The following is a 16,665-nucleotide window of genomic DNA, read 5'->3' on the forward strand; positions in this document are numbered from 1 at the left end:
GCGCCGCCTGCGACGGTCACGCCGGGCGGGATGCCGCCGGCCGCGACCCCGGCGACTTGGCATGTGCCGGACCGTGGGGGTATAATCGAGGGTCATCTCGCGTCGATGGGCGATTCGGCACTGCCGGGGCCGCTCTCGGCCCGGCCGTCGGCGGCGAGTCTCCCCATTCTGAACAGTCCTCGAACATCGGTCGCCCATCGACCCACACGGAGAGGTCCGATGTCCACCGCCGGGAAAGTCCTGTCGGTCCTGGTTGCCCTGATGATGCTGGTCTCGATCTACCTGCTCGCGATGGTCTCGCAGCTCAACCGGGGCTGGGGCCGCGGCATCGAGACGGTCTCGACCCAGATCGAGGAGACCGAGCAGCAGGTCCGCCAGGCCAAGGCCGACACCTACGCGATCAAGAAACAGGTCGTCACCCAACGACAGACCACCGACTCGCAGCTCCGTTCCCTCAAGCTCCGCGTCGAGGATCTGGAGAACCGCGTCAGCGTCCTCAAAGAAGACCAGCTGCGGCTCGAGCTCCGCCTCGACGCCGAAGAAAGCCTGCTCGCCCGGACCAACGAGACGATCGCGGGCCGGGAGCAGGAGCAGGCCGAGCTGCTCGCCGGCGTCAACGACCTGAACAGCCTCCGCGACCGGCTCGCCTCCGAGAACGCCGAACGCATGGAACGGCTAGGAAGCCTCCAGGATCAGCTCACCATGCTCCTGGCCGAGAATCAGGATCTGTTGCAGCAGGTGGCCAGCCGGGGCTCGGACGCCGGCTCCGAGGCCGACGCCACCGAAACGACCGAGTGATTCGCCCCCGGATCGAGGACGGAGCCGAGTCCGTTCATCCGCCCGTACTCCGCTTGAACCTGTCCTGAGGTCAACCCCTTCGGCGTCGCGGTCCGGGCCGACCACCATCGCGGCCGGCCCGCCCGTCGCGATTGAGGGCTCGTCCTCAGTGCAGGTTCGACCCGTTTGTTGCCGACCAAACACCGCCGCATTCCCCGAGATGGACCCTTGATCGATGGACGAGGATGGACCTCGCCCAGCCTCGGCTGACGACCTCGCCAACGACCCCGATCCGGGTTCAACGTCTCGGCCTCCCCCGGTCGGCCCCCGCCCCAAGGTGTCGGGCTGGGTCGGGTTGATCGCCAACGCCAACTCGGGCGTCGGGGCGGGCCGGGATCGCGTGGCACGGCTGGTCCGGGCCCTGGGTCGCAGGGGCCTGGAGGCCCGGGTCGCCTGGTCGCCGGCCGATCGCCTGGCGATGGTCGAGCAGGCGGCCGGCTCGTCGTCGTGCCGATGCCTCGTCGCCGTCGGCGGCGACGGCACCGTCTCGGCCCTGATCAACGAGCGCCCGAGCGTGCCGATCTGCGTCCTGCCCGCCGGGACCGAGAACCTCTTCGCCCGGCACTTCGGCCTCTCTCGCCAGCCCGAGGCCGCGGCCGAGACCATCGCCCTCGGCCGGTCGATCACCCTGGATCTCGGCGAGGCCGACGGCCGGCGCTTCGCCCTGATGGCGGGCCTCGGCTTCGACGCCGAGGTCGTGACCCGGCACCACCTGGCCCGGATCGGTCATTCCCAGCGGGTCCGCCCGACCAGCCGGGTGGCCTACGTCGAGCCGGTCCTGCGCGCCAGCTTCGAATACGAATTCCCGAGCCTGACGGTCCGGGTCGAGGACCCCGGCCCCCCCGAGGTCTTCTCCGGCGCGATCGCCTTCGTCTTCAACCTGCCCAGCTATGCCCTCGGCCTGCCGATCGCCCCGACGGCCCGGGAGGACGACGGCCTGCTCGACCTGGTCGTCTTCCGCGACCCCGGCCCTCTGGCGGCCCTGCACTATCTCTGGCTGGTCTTCCGCGGCCTGCACCTCGATCGCCCGGGCGTCTGGCACCGCCGGATTCGACGGCTCACGGTCTCGTCCGACGTCTCGGTCCCGGTCCAGCTCGACGGCGACCCCGGCGGCACGATCGACCCCCGATCGCCGCATCCCTGGGCCGCCCAGGTCCTGCCGAGCGCCGTCTCGCTGCTCGTGCCCGAGGCGTATTCCAACGCCAGGCTCATCTCCTGACCCCGATCGCCCGCCCGCTCGCCTCCCCAATCGCCGCCGGGCGCCCCGCCGTCTCGCTGCGATGTCGTCACGGGGCGTCGGATTCGGGCGTCGGGTGCCGGGGAGTCGGCGGAGGCACGAGGGGGACGGGCGGCGGGGGCAGGTAGGCCCGGAACAGCCGTTTCAGCCCTCGGTATTGCGGCGGTTGCGGGTGCTGGATCGGCCTGACGGGGCCGCCCCCCCCCCGTGGATGAAGGCCGGCAGGCTGGAGCCCGTCAGGCGGTGTCGAGGGCTCCGGCTCGATCGACGGCTCGGGGAGGATCTCGGGGGCGGTGGAGATGTCGGAATCGACCCGGGGGACGGCAGGAGGCTCGGGGGCCTGGTCCCCCCGATCGACCACCCCTGCGGTCGGCTCGACGCCCGAGGCGACGACCGTCGCCGTCCTCTCCGAGCGCCCGTCGCCCCGGTAGCGGTCGAGCAGAGGCCCCGGGTCGAACGCCTCGGGCAGGTCTCCCATCGGCCGCGCGATCAGGGCCCCGGCCGGGGCATCACCGTCGCGGTCGAACAGCGGCGCATCGGGGACCGACTCCGGGATCAAGGGCGAGAGGACCGCCGGGTCGAAGGCGGGCGGCGGCCCCGGGATGGGAGGAGGGACCACCGGCTCCATGACCTCGGCGGCTCGGGCCCGGAGGATCTCCGAGTCTCGGGGGGCCGGTCGTCGTTGCGAGCCCGCTCCGGCCCTCGGCTCGGGTCGCGACTCCGGGGCGATCGCCTCGGTTGATTCGCGGTCGGACGCGGTGACGACGGCCGATCCCGTCAATCCGCCCGGGAATTCGATCGTCAGGCGGATCGGGCCCGATTCCGAGGCCGACCGCTCCCCGATGATGGCCGAGACGGTCGGCCGGGCCGTCGCGCGGGGCCCGGGCCGGGCCGGTGGTGGGGCCGCGTCGCCCCGGTCGGCCCGGGGACCTCCTGGGGCGTCGGCCGAGGCCGGCACGGCGGGCGATCGAGCCGGGAGGTATCCGCCGAGCAGCAACCCCCAGCCTCCCAGCACGAACAGGGTCGGGAGCACGAGCGGGTGCTGGAGGAGCCGGGTCGTCCCGGATCGGGCCTGGGAAGTCTCTGGCATCAGCGCTCGTCCTTGTGTCTCTCGGGCCGTCCGGATCTGGCATTCCATCGGGCATCCCGCGGGCGGGGCGGTCGAAACCGATCGCGGACCCGTTCCCAATCCTGGGCGATCGGCCCCGAACCGGTCCGATCCGGTCTGGTCACGGCCGGGCAGGAACGTCCGGGCCGGCTCAGGCCGCCCCTTGCTTGGCCGCGGCGGGGCAGGTGGGGAGGATGAGGGTGAAGGTCGACCCCTTGCCGGGCCGGCTCTCGGCCCGGAGCCGGCCGTGATGGGCCTCGACGATCTCCCGGCAGACGGGCAGGCCGAGGCCCGTCCCGCCGAGCCCCGAGGCGTCGGGGCCGGTCTTGGTCGTGAAGAACGGCTCGAAGATGCGCCGGAGGTCGCCCGGGGCGATGCCGGTCCCGGTGTCGGCCACCGAGAGCTCGGCCCGGCGGCCGGACGTGTCGGTGCCGACCCGGAGGCTGAGGGTCCCCCCCTCGGGCATCGCCTGGCGGGCGTTGATGACCAGGTTGAGCAGGACCTGCTGGATCTGGGCCGGGTTGGTCCGGGCGTGGGGGCGGCCTTCGGCGTGGTAGTCGAGCGCGATCCGGTGCTTCTGCAGGTCCTTGGTCACCAGCAGCAGGACCTCGTCGGTCAGGCGGACCAGGTCTGTGATGCTCTTGCGGTCGGCCCGGGGGCGGGCCAGGCCGAGGATGCCGCCGGCGATCGCGGTCGCCCGGTTGGCCCCGTCCAGGATCTTCTGGAAGGCCCGGTCGCGGTACTCCGGGTCCTTGCTCCGCTGGCCGAGCTTCGCGTAATTGAGCACCGGCATCAGGGCGTTGTTCAGCTCGTGGCAAACGCTCCCGGCCAGCACTCCCAGCGCGCTGACGCGCTGCAGCTCGACCACCTGTCGGCGGAGGGCCTCGACCTCCTCCCGCAGCGCAGCCGGATCGTCCGACGGCCCTGGAGACCGGTTCGATGGCGATGGCGACGGCATGGCGCGTTCCCCTTCCGCTGGCCGACGAGTCCCCTCGACACTGCAAGACGCCTGAGGGGTTCTATCGGCAACGGATGGGGCGATTGTTCAGCCGGGTCCGATCGCCCGGGCCGATTGGCCCCCGGCCCCCCTTCGCCCGTCGCCCCCCGATCGGCCGGGCGGGCGATCGGGGGACGATCCTGAATCAAGGGGTTTCCGAGGCCCCTTCGTCTTCGTCCTCTACCGCGTCGGCGTCGCCTTCGACTCCGGACTCGGGAGCCGAATCCGGCTCGTCCGATTCGGCGGCCGTCGGGTCGAAGGGCGGGGGAGGGGGGCCGAACGGGTCGTCGAAGACCAGGGCGTTGGCCCGCAGCAGGTTGCTCACCGATTGCGGCGTGGTGTTGCTCCGGGAGTAGGCGAAGACGGCCTTCTCGTCCTCCCCCTTGGCCTCGTAGAGGGTGCCGAGGTTGGCGTCGGCGCCGAGGCGGAGCAGGGTCGCCGGGCGCCCTCGGATGGCCCGGGCCTCGGTCGGCGGGAGCCTCAGGGCCTGCTCGAACAGGTTGATGGCCTGGTCGGGCATCGCGTCGTCAAGCTGGGCGAGGCCGAGGAAGTAGGTCGCGAACAGGTCGATCGACTCCTGGATGTCCTGGCGAAGCTCGGCGGGGATCTGGGCGGCCTCGGCCATGGCGGCCATCCGGCGGAACCGGGCCCGGGTGAAGTCCTGCTTGGCGTCGGCCAGGTCGCCCCGAAGCTGGCGGAGCCGGGCGCCCAGGAGCGGGAAGTCGGGGCTGAAGTAGAAGTTGACGAACTGGATGGCCCGGACGTACGCCGGGTCGTTGAACAGGGCGTACTCGACGTCCAGGGGAAGTTCCCACAGCTCGACCGCGTCGAGCCGGTCGCCCAGGGCCGCGGCCCAGGCGTCCCGCTGCTCGACCGGGTCGCGGTGCAGGACCATCCGGTTCGCCCCGGCCAGGTCGTTCTGCAGGAGCCGCATCTTGGGGGCGAAGTAGCCCCGGCTCGAGTCGATCGAGACGCGGACCCTGGCCAGGTCGGCCGCCTCGGTCGCGTACGGGATCGGGGGGGCGGGCAGGTCGAGCCGATCGAGCACGATCGGATCGGTCGCGGCCTGTTCGAGCGTGGCGATCCCCCGGCCGTCGGGCCCGGGGATCGCCATGCCGATCCGGGTGTCGAACAGGTACGGGGTGCCGTCGATCAGGGCGGCGCAGGTCCAGTAGTACGGCTCCTCGGCATCGGCGACCGGGTAGCCGAGCATCGCCACGTCCACGCCGATCTGCCGGCAGAGGGCCATGAACGTCCACGACCGGTCGGCCCACAGGTCTCCCGGGATTTCCGACCCGAAGCCCCGGATGATCACGTCGTACGGGCGGGCGGGGACCGGGTTGATGCCGTTGGCCACCAATGCCTCGGGCATCGGGCCTTCGGGGGGCACGAGCTGGACGTTGGCGACCGTCCAGTCGAAGATCCGGCCGACCCGGTCCAGCACCGCCCCCGGCCCGGCGACCCGGGAGGCGATGTTGTGGTACAGCAGGCAGTCTTCGATGTGCCTCGCGTCCTTCTGCTCGAAGGCCCGGATCTCGAAGTCGCTCGTCCGGAAGGGGAACTCGGCCAGTTGCTCCTCGAGATACGCCCGGGTGGCGTCCGGGAGCTGGAAGTCGCTGTCGGGATTGGCCTTGAAGTAAGTGTTCAGGTTCTCGGTGGCGATCTTGACGTTCTGGCCGCCGGGGGTCAGCGCGGCCCGTTCCAGCAGGGTCACGACGCTCTGGAGCAGGATCTCACGCATCTCCGGATCCATGCCGACCCCCCGGAAGGCGTTCGCCCCCCGGTCGGCCCGCGCGCCGGACGGGTCGCCGGCCTTCCCCGGATCGCGAGCCCCCCCGGTCGAGGGCCGGGGGGGCGCCTCCTTGCCGCCACAGCCGGAGGTCACTGCGCCGAGGATCAGGGCCAGCCCGATCGGAAGCCATTGCCAGCGGGATGATCGCCTTCGCACGGGGGTCGCTCTCCGGGTGCGTCGTCGCGTGGTGCGGACGGGGAGGGAACGGTTTGATTCGATCGACGGGGCCCAGACCGCCGCCGCCGGGCGGCGACCATCCGAGCGAGGCCCTTCCATTGTGACCGATTTCCGGCCGGTCGGCGAGTTGTGCCTTTGTTCGGGGAGGAAACCGGTCGGCTCGCCCCGCTCGGACGGCGCTCAATCTCGCTACGCGACCCGAGGGCCGAAGGTTCGATCCCCCTCGTCCCGGCTCAGCCGTCGGCTTCGATGGCCGATCGGATCCGCAGGCAGGTGCGGATCAAGGGCTCCAGGTCGTCGAGCCGGAGCGCGTTCGGGCCGTCCGAGAGCGCCTCCTCGGGCCTCGGGTGCACCTCCAGGAAGAGGGCGTCGCACCCGGCGGCCACCGCGGCCCTGGCCAGGAAGGGGACCATCTCCCGCTCCCCGCTCGTGACCCCCTGGCCGGCGCCCGGCAACTGGACCGAGTGCGTGGCGTCGAAGACGACCGGCGCGCCTGTACGCTGCATGATCGGGATCGCCCGGAAGTCGTTGACCAGCCGGCCGTAGCCGAAGGTCGTCCCCCGCTCGGTCAGCAGGACGGCGGCCGCCCCGGCCGCCCGGAGCTTGGCGACGACGTGCTCCATGTCCCACGGGGCCATGAACTGCCCCTTCTTGACGTTGACCGCCCGCCCCGTCTCGGCGCAGGCGATCAAGAGGTCGGTTTGCCTCGCCAGGAAGGCCGGGATCTGGAGCAGGTCGACGACCGAGGCGACCGGCCCGGCCTGGATCGACTCGTGCACGTCGGTCGTCACCGTCAATCCGGTCGCGCCCTTGATCCGCTCGAAGGTCCGCAGGCCCTCGTCGACCCCCGGCCCGCGGAAGCTCCCCTTCGACGTGCGGTTGGCCTTGTCGAACGAGGCCTTGAAGACGACCGGGATGCCCAGGTCGTCCCGGAGTTTCGCCAGCCGATCGGCGATCCGGTCGGTCAGGTCGCCCGGCTCCATCACGCAAGGGCCGGCGATCAACGCCAGCGGCTGCCCCCGGCCGATCCGGCTCGGGCCGACGGCCGCGGGATTTTCAGGGGGGCTCACGGGTCGTGTCCTTTCTCGTCGCGATCCGGCGATCGGGCGCGGCCCTCGGTCAGGGTCGCCTGCGTCTCGCGAAGATCTTACCAGGCCGGGCGGAACCGGCCAGCCCGGTTCGCGGCCCGGGGCGGCCGCCGCGCCGCGGGGGGCCGATCGCCCCCTGGTCCCGCCGGGCCGATCGGTGTAGCTTACGGCAAGGACCGACCGGGACGGGACGAAATGATGAGCCCGATCCGGTCGCCTCGTCTGATCCCGCCTCCCTGCCTAAGGACCACCCCCCGATGCGCCTGCTGACCGTCGCCACCGACCGTGGCCCGAGGGCGTGCGCCGAGCTTGACGGCCGCCTCGTCGACCTCAACGCCGCCGACCCCACCCTGCCGGCCTCCGTCCGAGACCTCCTCGCCCTCGGCCCCGAGGGCATCGCCCGGGCCCGCCAGGCCGCCTCGACCGGCACCGCCTCGATCGCACCCGGCTCGGCCCCGTTGCTCGCCCCGGTCCCCGACCCCCGCAAGATCATCTGCCTGGGCCTCAACTACCGCGACCACGCCATCGAGACCGGCGCGAAGATCCCCGAGGAGCCGATCCTCTTCAGCAAGTACCCGTCGTCGCTCATCGGCCACGAGGCCCCGATCCAGTTGCCGAAGGTCAGCCACGAGGTCGATTACGAGGCCGAGTTGGTCATCGTCGTCGGCCTCCCCGGCCGCGACATCCCCGCCGCACGGGCGATGGAGCACGTCGCCGGCTACGCCGTCGGCCACGACGTCTCGGCCCGGGACTGGCAGCTCCGCAAGCCCGGCGGCCAGTGGATGTCGGGCAAGACCTTCGACACCTTCGCCCCGGTCGGCCCCTACCTCGTCACCGCCGACGAGGTGCCCGACCCACACGCCCTGGGCATCCGGCTCCGGCTCAACGGCCGCCTGATGCAGGATTCGAGCACCTCGCAGCTGATCTTCCGCGTGCCCGAGACGATCGCCTACCTCTCGCAGATCATGACCCTCGAGCCGGGCGACTTGATCTTCACCGGCACCCCCCCCGGCGTCGGCATGGCCCGCAAGCCCCCCGTCTGGCTCAAGCCCGGCGACGTCGTCGAGGTCGAGATCGACGGCCTCGGCACCCTCCGCAACCCGGTCGAAGCCCGGCCTTGACGGTCGATCCTTCACGCCCGGAAGGCCCGCGCCGTCTCCTCGGCCCACGAGCGGTCTTCCGGGCAGAAGGGCAGATCCAGCGGTGCCCGGTAATCGATCGACCGGGCGTAACGACCCCGATCGAAGGCGGTCGTATAGACCTCGGCCAGGTCGATCGAGAGATCCGGGTCGGGGGCCTTCAGGGGGATGAGGATCTTCGGCAGCCGGTGGCGGAGGGTCCAGGAATAGACCTGGCAATTGGGCCGTTGCTCCCACCGGGCGATGACCGCGAAGAAGTCGCCCGGCGGCAGCGGACGCTCCATCGGCAGCCGACGCCCGCCGATCAGCAGGTCCAGCTCGACCAGGTGCACCTGCTGCCAGAGGATCGCGTTGCGTCGCGAGAGGTAATCCCGGTATCCCGGCTCGACCTTGTTCGTCGGCGAGAGCAGCTCCAGGACCGTGATCAGCTTCCGGTCGGGCCGGTGGACGATCTTCAGAAACACCTCGCGGTCCTCGTCGTAGATCGTCGTCGGGATCGTCTCCGGTTCCAGGATCGCGGCCCCTCCCGGCGTCGCGGGGCCTTGTTTCGGCGCGTGGATGATGGCCACGTCGGGACGGATGAGGGCGCTCTCCTCGGCTTCGAGATCGACCAGCCGGACATGCTCCTCGACCCGGACCTCGTACTCATCGGGGAGCCGGTCTCCAATGGCCTCCCGCCAGTAATTCAGGAATGTCATGTGGAAGTCGGGCCAGTAATGCTGGGCTTCCACGAACGGGTCGATACCAGGGAACGGTCCGGGCATTGAGGAACCCTCCGTCGAGGAAACCGTGATCGGGTCGACTCGCCCCGTTCGTGTATCATACCGATGCCGATGGTCCCGGTCGCGGGGAACCGGGATCAAGCCCGTCGGTCGTCCCGGGCGGCGGACTGCCGGGGACGGCGGAGAGAGCCTTGTCGATTTTCAATGCCTCCGGAGCCCTGGATCCCATGATCGGATTGCATCGACTCGTCGCCGTGCTTCTCGTGCTCCCGGTCGGGGACGACGCTCCCACTCCGACCGACGACCAGGCCCGCCACCAGGGGACCTGGGCCGTCGAGCGATCGGTCCGCGACGGCAAGGACGGGCCGATCGAGGTGATGAAGGAGATCGTCCGGGAGGTGGAGGGGGGCCGGATCGTCTGGAAACGCTCGGGCAAAGCCTTCGCCGCGACGACGTTCGAACTGGACCCGGAGGCCGACCCGAAGACGATCGACCTGATCCCCGAAGGGGGGCGGAACCGGGGGGATCGGGTGCTCGGGATTTACCGGTTCGACGAGGATCGCCTGGTCCTCTGCACGGCCGACCCCGGCGAGCCTCGGCCGACGGCTTTCGCCGCGGAACCGGGGGACGGCCGGACCCTGATGACCTTCCGTCGGGCGGATGCGGGCGCGGGGAATCCCGGGCAAGCCCCCCGCCCTCGGCCATGATCGGCGGGAGCCGTTCCCGGGCGGGGACTTGCTCCGAGGCCGATCGGGGGGGACAATGTTCAACGTCGGTCCTCAAGCTCGGGCCACCCTGTTGCAGAAGCAGACACCCGGCCCGACGTGACCGATCCGACCCGATCCCGCCTTGGTGCCTGGTCCTTCCGGGTCGAGGCCCGTCCCCCCATTGACCACCCGAACGCCCGATCCGATCCGCGTCGCTCGACGCGGAGGCGACCCGGGCCGCAGGAGTGCGCCGCGCAATGACGACCCCGATCGACCCCTCGGAACGGCTCGACGTGCCGTTCGCGGCCCCGTTCGTGCATCGCTTGCGGATGACCCGAGACGTCCTCGGCGCCGAGTCCGACGTGCTCGCCGAGTTGCTGGAGCCGTCCGGCGACCGACTCGCCCGCGTCCAGTTCTGGGTCGACGGCCCGGTCGCAGCAGCCCGCCCGGGATTGCTCGACGCGCTCGGTTCCTTCGCCGAGCGGTATTCCGACCGACTCCGGGTCGTCGGCGATCCGATCGTCGTGTCCGGCGGCGAAGCGATCAAGAACGACATCCAGGGGCTGGAGGAGATGCTCCGCGCCTTCAACGAGGCCGACCTCGACCGCCGCAGCTATGTCGTCGTCATCGGCGGCGGCGCCGTGCTCGATGCGGTCGGCTTCGCCGCGGCGATCGCCCACCGGGGCATTCGGCTCGTCCGGTTGCCCACCACCACGCTCGCCCAGGCCGATTCGGGCGTTGGCGTGAAGAACGCCGTCAACCTGTTCGGCAAGAAGAACTGGCTCGGCGCCTTCGCCGTCCCCTGGGCCGTGGTGAACGACGAGGCCCTGCTCGCCTCCCTGCCCGACCGCGACTACGTCTCCGGCTTCTCCGAGGCGGTCAAGGTCTCCCTGCTCAAGGACCCCGACGCCTTCGACCGCCTGTGCCGAGATGCGTCCCTCATCCGCCGCCGCGACCCCGACGCCTCCCGATCCGCCATCCGCGACTCGGTCCGGATGCACCTGAACCACATCACCCGGGGGGGCGACCCCTTCGAGGCGCTCGAAGCCCGGCCGCTCGACTTCGGCCACTGGTCGGCCCACAAGCTCGAACCGCTGAGCGGGTTCTCCCTCCGGCACGGCGAGGCGGTCGGCATCGGCGTGGCGATCGACACGGTCTACTCGTCGATCGCCCTGGGCCTCGATCCTGGTGTCGCCGACCGCGTCCTCTGCTGCCTGGCCGACCTGGGCCTGCCGCTCGACGACCCGGCCCTCGACGAGACGGACCACCTGTTCCTCGGCCTCGAAGAGTTCCGCCAGCACCTCGGCGGCCGGCTCACCCTGACGATGATCCCCGCCGTCGGCCGGCCGATCGACGTGCACGAGGTCGACGGCGACGCCATGCGCTCCGCCATCGCCCGGGTCCGCGACCGCGCCCGAGCCCTCGGCACCCCCCGCGTCGAGCGCACCGGGGCCCCGGTCCACCCCGGCGGCTGTGCCGGGCAGGCGAAGGAGGCGCGCCGCGAGGCCGATCGGCAGGGGGCCTTGCTCTGGTCGAGGCGTTGACGTTGAAGCGGCTTCGTGGTTTCGGCTACGATCGCCCCCTTCCGCTCGGTTTCCAACGGTCCCAACGAGCCTTGACGGTCCCCGACTCGCCATGCCCCGACGCCGATCTCCCGTCGACACGACGGGGACGTTCTTCCTGCTCGATCAGTTGCAGCCCCCCCTGGACTGGGCCGCGTTCTTCGGCAACGACGGCCCGGTCGAGGTGGAGGTCGGGCCGGGCAAGGGGGTCTATCTGGCCTTCGCCGGGGCGGAGCAGCCGGGGTCGAACTTCGTCGGAGTCGAGCTGGCGAGGAAGTACGCGGGCCTCGCCGCCCAGCGCGTGGTGAAGGCCGGGTTGGGGAACGTCCGGGTCGTGGCCGGCGATGCGCAGAAGTTCCTCGACGAGTTCGTCCCCGAGCGGTCGATCGCGGTCCTGCACGTCTACTTCCCCGACCCGTGGTGGAAGAAGCGGCACCGCAAGCGACGGGTGGTCAACGAGCGATTCGTCGATCGGGCGTCGAAGGTGGTGAAGGTCGGCGGCGAGCTTCGCCTGATGACCGACGTCGAGGAGTATTTCCGGGAGAGCGTGGACCTCATCACCGCGCACCCGGGGTTCGAGCCGATCGACGAGTCCCGGGTCGAGGCCGGCGACGCCTGGCAGATCCAGACGAACTTCGCCAACAAGTTCCGGGTCGAGGGGCGGCCTTTTTTCGGCGAGCGCTACCGGGTCCTGGCCGGCGTCGAGGCTTGATCTGTTCGGGAACGGCCGGGTCGTGTAGGCTCCCGGTCGGTGCGGTGACAGGTCTTGGATCGACGAACCGGCATGGAGGCCGAAGCGATGAAGATTCAGCACCCCTTGCTGTTCTCGGCCGTCGGGACGGCCGGCGCCTGGGGCATCCGTCGCCTGGTCGGGTCGAATCACTTCCACTTCCGCTACGACGACCCGAACGCCAACCCCGAGGTCGCCCGACGGCTCGGCCACCGCTACATCTACGCTTTCTTCCACGAGGTCATGCTCTTCCCGGCCTACTTCTGGGCCTGGCCCGAGATGCAGATCCTCATCAGCGACCACCGGGACGGTGAGTACATCACCCGGGTCGTCCGCAAGCTCGGCTTCGGCGTCGTCCGGGGCTCGACGACCCGGGGCGGCGCCCGGGCCTTGAAGGAGATGATCGCTCGGATCGACCGCGGCCACCTCTGCGTCACCCCCGACGGCCCCCGGGGCCCCCGTCGGCACGTCCACCAGGGGTTGATCTACCTCTCCGCCAAGACCGGCTGGCCGATCGTCGGCGCGGGGATGGCCTTCCATCGCCCCTGGCGGGCGAACAGCTGGGACCGTTTCGCCGTCCCCCGGCCGTTCCGGGCCGCCTGCTGCGTGACCCCGGCCCCCGTCGCCGTGCCGGGCGACATCGACCGCGAGGGGATCGAGCACTACCGCCTCGAAGTCGAGGCCCGCATGAACCGCGCGACCGACGAGGCCGAGGCCTGGGTCGAGCACCTCTGAGGATTTGTCCGCCTGGTCTTTAGCGTTACTCCGCCCCGATCGGGGGGAAGCACGACCCGACCGGGCATCGGAACCCGGGCAGGACGGAACCGCCGTCCAGGTCGTCCCCCTTGCGCAGCACCCGGATCGACGCGGTCCCATCATACAGGTAGACCTGCCTCAGCTTCGGCAGGACGAGCCAGACGAGGGCCGATCCGGCGTCGAGGAAATCGTGGACCCGGTCGAGCACGTCCTCGAACGGGTCGGACGGGCTGACGACCTCGACGGCCAGGTCGGGGACGACCTCCCAGCCGTTGTCACGGGGAATCGGGCGGTCGAGCGGCCACCGCCCCGACGAGACGAACGCGACATCAGGCCGACGGCGGAGCAGGGGGGCCTCTCGCAGCGTGAAGAGCATTTCCGAGACGACCGTTCCGTTGGCCTCCTGATCGACGAACGCGGCAAGGCGGAAGCCGATCCGATTAACGATCCAGACCGATTCCGTCCCCATCGGCGGCTGCTCCACGAGTTGATCGTCAATCACCTCGAAGAATCCGTCGGGGTCCGCCGATCGGAACTCGACGTCGGTCGATGCGAAGCTCGCCATCGGTCAGCCTCCCGGGACCTCCGCCGGCGAGGGTCGTCCTGGGCCGGCCAATCCTAGTTTACCAGGAGACCGAACGGTCGGCCACCGCGGGCGCGGCGCCCCCTTGTGTCTAAAGGTCGAATCCCGCGTTGACTCTGAGGCTTGCGGGCCGCACAATGGAGGGGCCGGCGAGGTTTCGCCCGCCCGTTCTCCTCTCATGTGAACAGTTGATGAATCGGTTGGCTTCCGTCCCCCCCCGCCCCGGCGCCGGTCGTCGCGCCGGACGAAGGCTGATCGAGGAGCGACCCCCGTCGCGCCGGAGCTTTGGCGAGCCCATGCAACCCCTCTCCCATCTCTCGACCGAAAGTTCTCGCTGGAAGCCCGTGTATGAGGATCTCCTCCGGATCGTCCTCTCCAGCGGGGCGCACGGGCAGATTGTGGACGTGCGCGACGCCTTGCGCGGCGTCGTCAAGGCCGACCGCCCCCTCGTCATGATGTGCCCGCACCCCGACGACGGGGCCATTACCGCCGCCTGCATGCTCCACGAGTTCGCCGTCGAGCGCGGCCTGCCGGTCATCGAGGTCCTCGTCTTCGCCGGGGAGCGGAACGTCGATGCCCCCTGGCTGAACAACCAGAAGAAGGTCACCGTCCGCGAGAAGGAATTCCGGCTCGAATGCGACGTCCTCGGGGCCGAGCCGGTCTGCTGGGACCTCGACGCCTACCGGAGCCCCGGCTATCGGCCCACTGCCGCCGACCTCGACAAGATCGTCGGCTGGTTCGATCAGCGTAAGCCCGGCGCCCTGATCATCCCCCCGGCGACCGACGCCCACATGGCCCACCGCATGACCCGCTGCTTCGCCGCCATCGGCCTGATCGGCTCCGGCCTGGCCGACACGATGGTCATGAGCGGCTGGACCCCCTGGGGCCCCTTGCCCCAGCCGAACGCCTTCTTCACCTACGACGAGCAGGCCGAACGCACCAAGGAATGGGCGATCAACTGCCACGCCTCGCAGGTCAAGCTGACCGACTACACCGAGTTCTGCAACCACCTCGGCCGGGCCTACGCCGCCTTGACCCGCGAGTGGTCCGAGGGGCACAGCCTCTCCGGCGGCCGACCCTCCCGGTCCGACGTCAACGCCGTCGGCGTCGAGCTGTTCCGCATCGAACGCTTCGACCCCACCCGCGCCGACCTGCTCGCCAGCGACCCCATCCAGATCGCCCTCGGCATCCTCGGCGGCCACCTCGACCCCTCAAGCCTCCACGACCTCGTCCCCGCGACAGCCTAAGGCCGGGCGAGCGGCAATCAACGGCTGCTCCGGATCGCTCCCGACCGCCCTCGGTCCGACGAATTCATCGCGACCGACTCTTGATCCTCCGCACGTGGAAAAAAAGGCCCACCAGACATGCCCGCCCCGTCCCCGTCCCGATCGCTCGACCTCGACGGCACCCCTGTCCTGATCTTCGACGACTCGGCCGCCGCCTGCCTGGCCGCCGCAGAGCAGATCGCCGAACTCGTCCGATCGGCCGTCGCCCGGCGGGGGAAGGCCGTGCTCGGCCTGGCGACCGGGGGGACCCCCGTGCCGGTCTACAAGGGGCTGGTCGAGGAGCATCAGGGCGGCCGCCTCTCGTTCGCCGAGGTCTCGACCTACAACCTCGACGAATACTACCCCATGTCGCCGCTCGACCCGCAGAGCTACCGGACCTACATGGACCGGCACCTCTTCTCCCTCGTCGACCTCGCCCCGAACCGCGCCCACGTGCCCGATGGCACCGTGCCCGAGTCGGACCTGGAGGCGTACGGCGCCTCGTACGATCGCTGGATCGAGGCCGAGGGGGGGCTCGACCTGCAACTGCTCGGCCTCGGCCGCAACGGTCACATCGGCTTCAACGAGCCGGCCGACCTCGACCTCGACACCGCCCTGAAGCTCCCCACCCGCCCCGTCTCGCTCCACCCGACGACCATCGCCGACGCCGCCGGCGATTTCGGCGGCGAGGCACATGTCCCCCGCCGCGCCCTGACGATGGGGACCGCATCGATCCTCTCCGCCCGACGCATCCTCGTCCTCGCCTTCGGCGCCAAGAAGGCCGAGGCCGTCTCCCGGTCCCTCACCGGCCCGATGACCGCGCAGGTCCCCGGCTCCCTCCTGCGATCCGCCGGCAGTCGCGTCACCTGGATGCTCGATCCCGCCGCCGCCGCCCAGCTCCCCGGCTAATCCGATTCGCGCTTGCGGGTCTCGTTCGGGCCATGCCTCGCAGCCGCCCTGCGCCTCCGAACCGCCAATCCCGCCCTGAGCATGGCCTGGACGAGGATTGCCAGGGCCGCGGCACCGCTGACCACGAGGGCCGCCTCGGCCTTGGTCGCCCCGCAATCCCCTTTGGAGGCGCTGATCGTCCAGGCGGGATGCAGCACCAGGAGCATTCCGAGAACTCCGGGGACGATCCATCGGCGACGGCCGGCGCCCAGCGCGAGTCCAAGCGAGATCACGCCGAGGCCACCGACGATCAGCGCCTGATCGCAGGCGAACTCGATGTTCTGCCTGATTGCCTCAAACGCTCCGGGGCCGCTACACGCGAAGAGGATCATCGGGAGGTCCCATCACGTCGCGTTCGCTCGGATCACACCTCGTTCCAAAGGGCGCCGGCCTTCACCCGGTTCGGTGACTCACCGCATCGGAGGGCCGCCCAGACGAGTACCCCTGTCGCCAGTCCGAGCCCGAACGTCACCACCGGAGCGTGCCAGAGTACGAGGTACGAGACCGGAGGCAGCAGCAAGAGCCCGCCGAGCAGCGGAGAGACCAGCCCCATAGCAGCCCAGATCACCAGGCGGTTCGGCCCCAGCACCGCGGCGAGGGTCGTCCAGAGCAAGATCGACGTGCCCATCACCATCACGGCCATCACGCCGAATGTCAGCCTTGCCTCGAAGGCTTCGGACGCCGTGCCACCCGAGACCAGGGCCCAGCCGACCCCTCCCATGATCGCGGCAATCACGATCACGGACGCGAAAACCTTGAAGCGTTGGGGCATTGCCGACCTCCCGCGGTGAATCACCTGGGCATCGCGAGCACTCGCAAAAAAAAAGGCCACGCAACCGCGTGGCCAGATCAAAACCAAATAAAACTCAGAGCACCCCCACGGGGATTCGAACCCCGGTCCCATGGCTGAGAACCATGTATCCTAGGCCTCTAGACGATGGGGGCATTGGCGGCCAGGGGTTCGGGAAGATCGAAAACGCCTTCTCATCCCCGTGACCTCCGAATTTTACCCGGTCT

18 protein-coding genes and 1 tRNA gene are annotated in these 16,665 nt (G+C 70.4%); 9 read left to right on the plus strand and 10 right to left on the minus strand.

The window, feature by feature from the left end; translation table 11 throughout:
* The first annotated feature begins 219 nt into the window (after positions 1-219).
* Positions 220-798, plus strand: a complete 579-nt coding sequence (locus AB1L88_RS24100) for a hypothetical protein (RefSeq protein WP_367099257.1) — start codon at positions 220-222, stop codon at positions 796-798.
* Here the strand turns inward: AB1L88_RS24100 and AB1L88_RS24105 are convergent.
* On the minus strand, positions 720-1,079 hold the full coding sequence (locus AB1L88_RS24105) for a PAS domain-containing protein (RefSeq protein ID WP_367099258.1): 360 nt from the start codon (positions 1,077-1,079) through the stop codon (positions 720-722). The two genes, AB1L88_RS24100 and AB1L88_RS24105, sit on opposite strands and share 79 nt — an antisense overlap.
* Here AB1L88_RS24105 and AB1L88_RS24110 point away from each other — a divergent pair.
* The gene (locus AB1L88_RS24110; protein WP_367099259.1) at positions 1,013-2,056 is read left to right on the plus strand and encodes a diacylglycerol kinase family protein; all 1,044 of its coding nucleotides are present in this window, start codon (positions 1,013-1,015) and stop codon (positions 2,054-2,056) included. The genes AB1L88_RS24105 and AB1L88_RS24110 overlap by 67 nt on opposite strands.
* Before the next feature lie 67 nt (positions 2,057-2,123).
* Here AB1L88_RS24110 and AB1L88_RS24115 read toward each other — a convergent pair whose 3' ends face one another.
* The 4 genes from AB1L88_RS24115 to kdsA all read right to left on the minus strand — a co-directional run bounded on the left by AB1L88_RS24115 (position 2,124) and on the right by kdsA (position 7,218).
* Positions 2,124-3,164: a hypothetical protein gene (locus tag AB1L88_RS24115; RefSeq protein WP_367099260.1), complete on the minus strand. Its 1,041-nt coding sequence runs from the start codon at positions 3,162-3,164 to the stop codon at positions 2,124-2,126.
* 169 nt (positions 3,165-3,333) lie between these two features.
* Complete coding sequence (locus AB1L88_RS24120) at positions 3,334-4,140, minus strand: ATP-binding protein (RefSeq protein WP_367099261.1); 807 nt, start codon at positions 4,138-4,140, stop codon at positions 3,334-3,336.
* Between the two features lie 184 nt (positions 4,141-4,324).
* Entirely contained in the window at positions 4,325-6,127 is a 1,803-nt protein-coding gene (locus AB1L88_RS24125; protein WP_367099262.1) for a hypothetical protein, read from the minus strand.
* Positions 6,128-6,381: 254 nt separating this feature from the next.
* Entirely contained in the window at positions 6,382-7,218 is an 837-nt protein-coding gene (gene kdsA, locus AB1L88_RS24130) for a 3-deoxy-8-phosphooctulonate synthase (RefSeq protein WP_367099263.1), read from the minus strand.
* Positions 7,219-7,493: 275 nt separating this feature from the next.
* Here kdsA and AB1L88_RS24135 point away from each other — a divergent pair, with 275 nt between their 5' ends.
* Positions 7,494-8,357, plus strand: a complete 864-nt coding sequence (locus AB1L88_RS24135; protein ID WP_367099264.1) for a fumarylacetoacetate hydrolase family protein — start codon at positions 7,494-7,496, stop codon at positions 8,355-8,357.
* Positions 8,358-8,368: 11 nt separating this feature from the next.
* On the opposite strand, the gene AB1L88_RS24140 is transcribed toward AB1L88_RS24135, so the two are convergent.
* On the minus strand, positions 8,369-9,139 hold the full coding sequence (locus AB1L88_RS24140; protein WP_367099265.1) for a DUF4058 family protein: 771 nt from the start codon (positions 9,137-9,139) through the stop codon (positions 8,369-8,371).
* A gap of 185 nt (positions 9,140-9,324) precedes the next feature.
* Here AB1L88_RS24140 and AB1L88_RS24145 point away from each other — a divergent pair, with 185 nt between their 5' ends.
* The 4 genes from AB1L88_RS24145 to AB1L88_RS24160 all read left to right on the plus strand — a co-directional run bounded on the left by AB1L88_RS24145 (position 9,325) and on the right by AB1L88_RS24160 (position 12,831).
* Positions 9,325-9,804 carry a TIGR03067 domain-containing protein gene (locus tag AB1L88_RS24145; protein WP_367099266.1) on the plus strand — a complete coding sequence of 160 codons (480 nt, stop codon included), beginning with the start codon at positions 9,325-9,327 and terminating at the stop codon, positions 9,802-9,804.
* 257 nt (positions 9,805-10,061) lie between these two features.
* On the plus strand, positions 10,062-11,348 hold the full coding sequence (locus tag AB1L88_RS24150) for a 3-dehydroquinate synthase (protein ID WP_367099267.1): 1,287 nt from the start codon (positions 10,062-10,064) through the stop codon (positions 11,346-11,348).
* A gap of 91 nt (positions 11,349-11,439) precedes the next feature.
* A complete protein-coding gene (gene trmB / locus AB1L88_RS24155; protein WP_367099268.1) occupies positions 11,440-12,078 on the plus strand; it encodes a tRNA (guanosine(46)-N7)-methyltransferase TrmB in 639 nt (212 codons plus the stop codon).
* 87 nt (positions 12,079-12,165) lie between these two features.
* On the plus strand, positions 12,166-12,831 hold the full coding sequence (locus tag AB1L88_RS24160) for a lysophospholipid acyltransferase family protein (RefSeq protein ID WP_367099269.1): 666 nt from the start codon (positions 12,166-12,168) through the stop codon (positions 12,829-12,831).
* Positions 12,832-12,856: 25 nt separating this feature from the next.
* Here the strand turns inward: AB1L88_RS24160 and AB1L88_RS24165 are convergent, their stop codons facing one another.
* A complete protein-coding gene (locus AB1L88_RS24165; RefSeq protein WP_367099270.1) occupies positions 12,857-13,417 on the minus strand; it encodes a Uma2 family endonuclease in 561 nt (186 codons plus the stop codon).
* A gap of 314 nt (positions 13,418-13,731) precedes the next feature.
* Between AB1L88_RS24165 and AB1L88_RS24170 the strand changes: the two genes are divergently transcribed.
* Positions 13,732-14,682 carry a PIG-L family deacetylase gene (locus AB1L88_RS24170; protein WP_367099271.1) on the plus strand — a complete coding sequence of 317 codons (951 nt, stop codon included), beginning with the start codon at positions 13,732-13,734 and terminating at the stop codon, positions 14,680-14,682.
* Between the two features lie 117 nt (positions 14,683-14,799).
* On the plus strand, positions 14,800-15,609 hold the full coding sequence (locus AB1L88_RS24175; protein WP_367099272.1) for a glucosamine-6-phosphate deaminase: 810 nt from the start codon (positions 14,800-14,802) through the stop codon (positions 15,607-15,609).
* On the opposite strand, the gene AB1L88_RS24180 is transcribed toward AB1L88_RS24175, so the two are convergent.
* The 3 genes from AB1L88_RS24180 to AB1L88_RS24190 form a co-directional block, all read right to left on the minus strand.
* Positions 15,606-15,815 (minus strand): hypothetical protein, encoded by a 210-nt coding sequence (locus AB1L88_RS24180; RefSeq protein ID WP_367099273.1) that lies wholly within the window; start codon positions 15,813-15,815, stop codon positions 15,606-15,608. The two genes, AB1L88_RS24175 and AB1L88_RS24180, sit on opposite strands and share 4 nt — an antisense overlap.
* A gap of 197 nt (positions 15,816-16,012) precedes the next feature.
* Positions 16,013-16,420: a hypothetical protein gene (locus AB1L88_RS24185; protein ID WP_367099274.1), complete on the minus strand. Its 408-nt coding sequence runs from the start codon at positions 16,418-16,420 to the stop codon at positions 16,013-16,015.
* A 100-nt stretch (positions 16,421-16,520) separates the two neighbouring features.
* Positions 16,521-16,593 (minus strand) — tRNA-Glu (locus AB1L88_RS24190).
* Between the last annotated feature and the right edge of the window lie 72 nt (positions 16,594-16,665).

The organism is Tautonia sp. JC769 (assembly GCF_040717455.1).
Taxonomy (GTDB): domain Bacteria; phylum Planctomycetota; class Planctomycetia; order Isosphaerales; family Isosphaeraceae; genus Tautonia.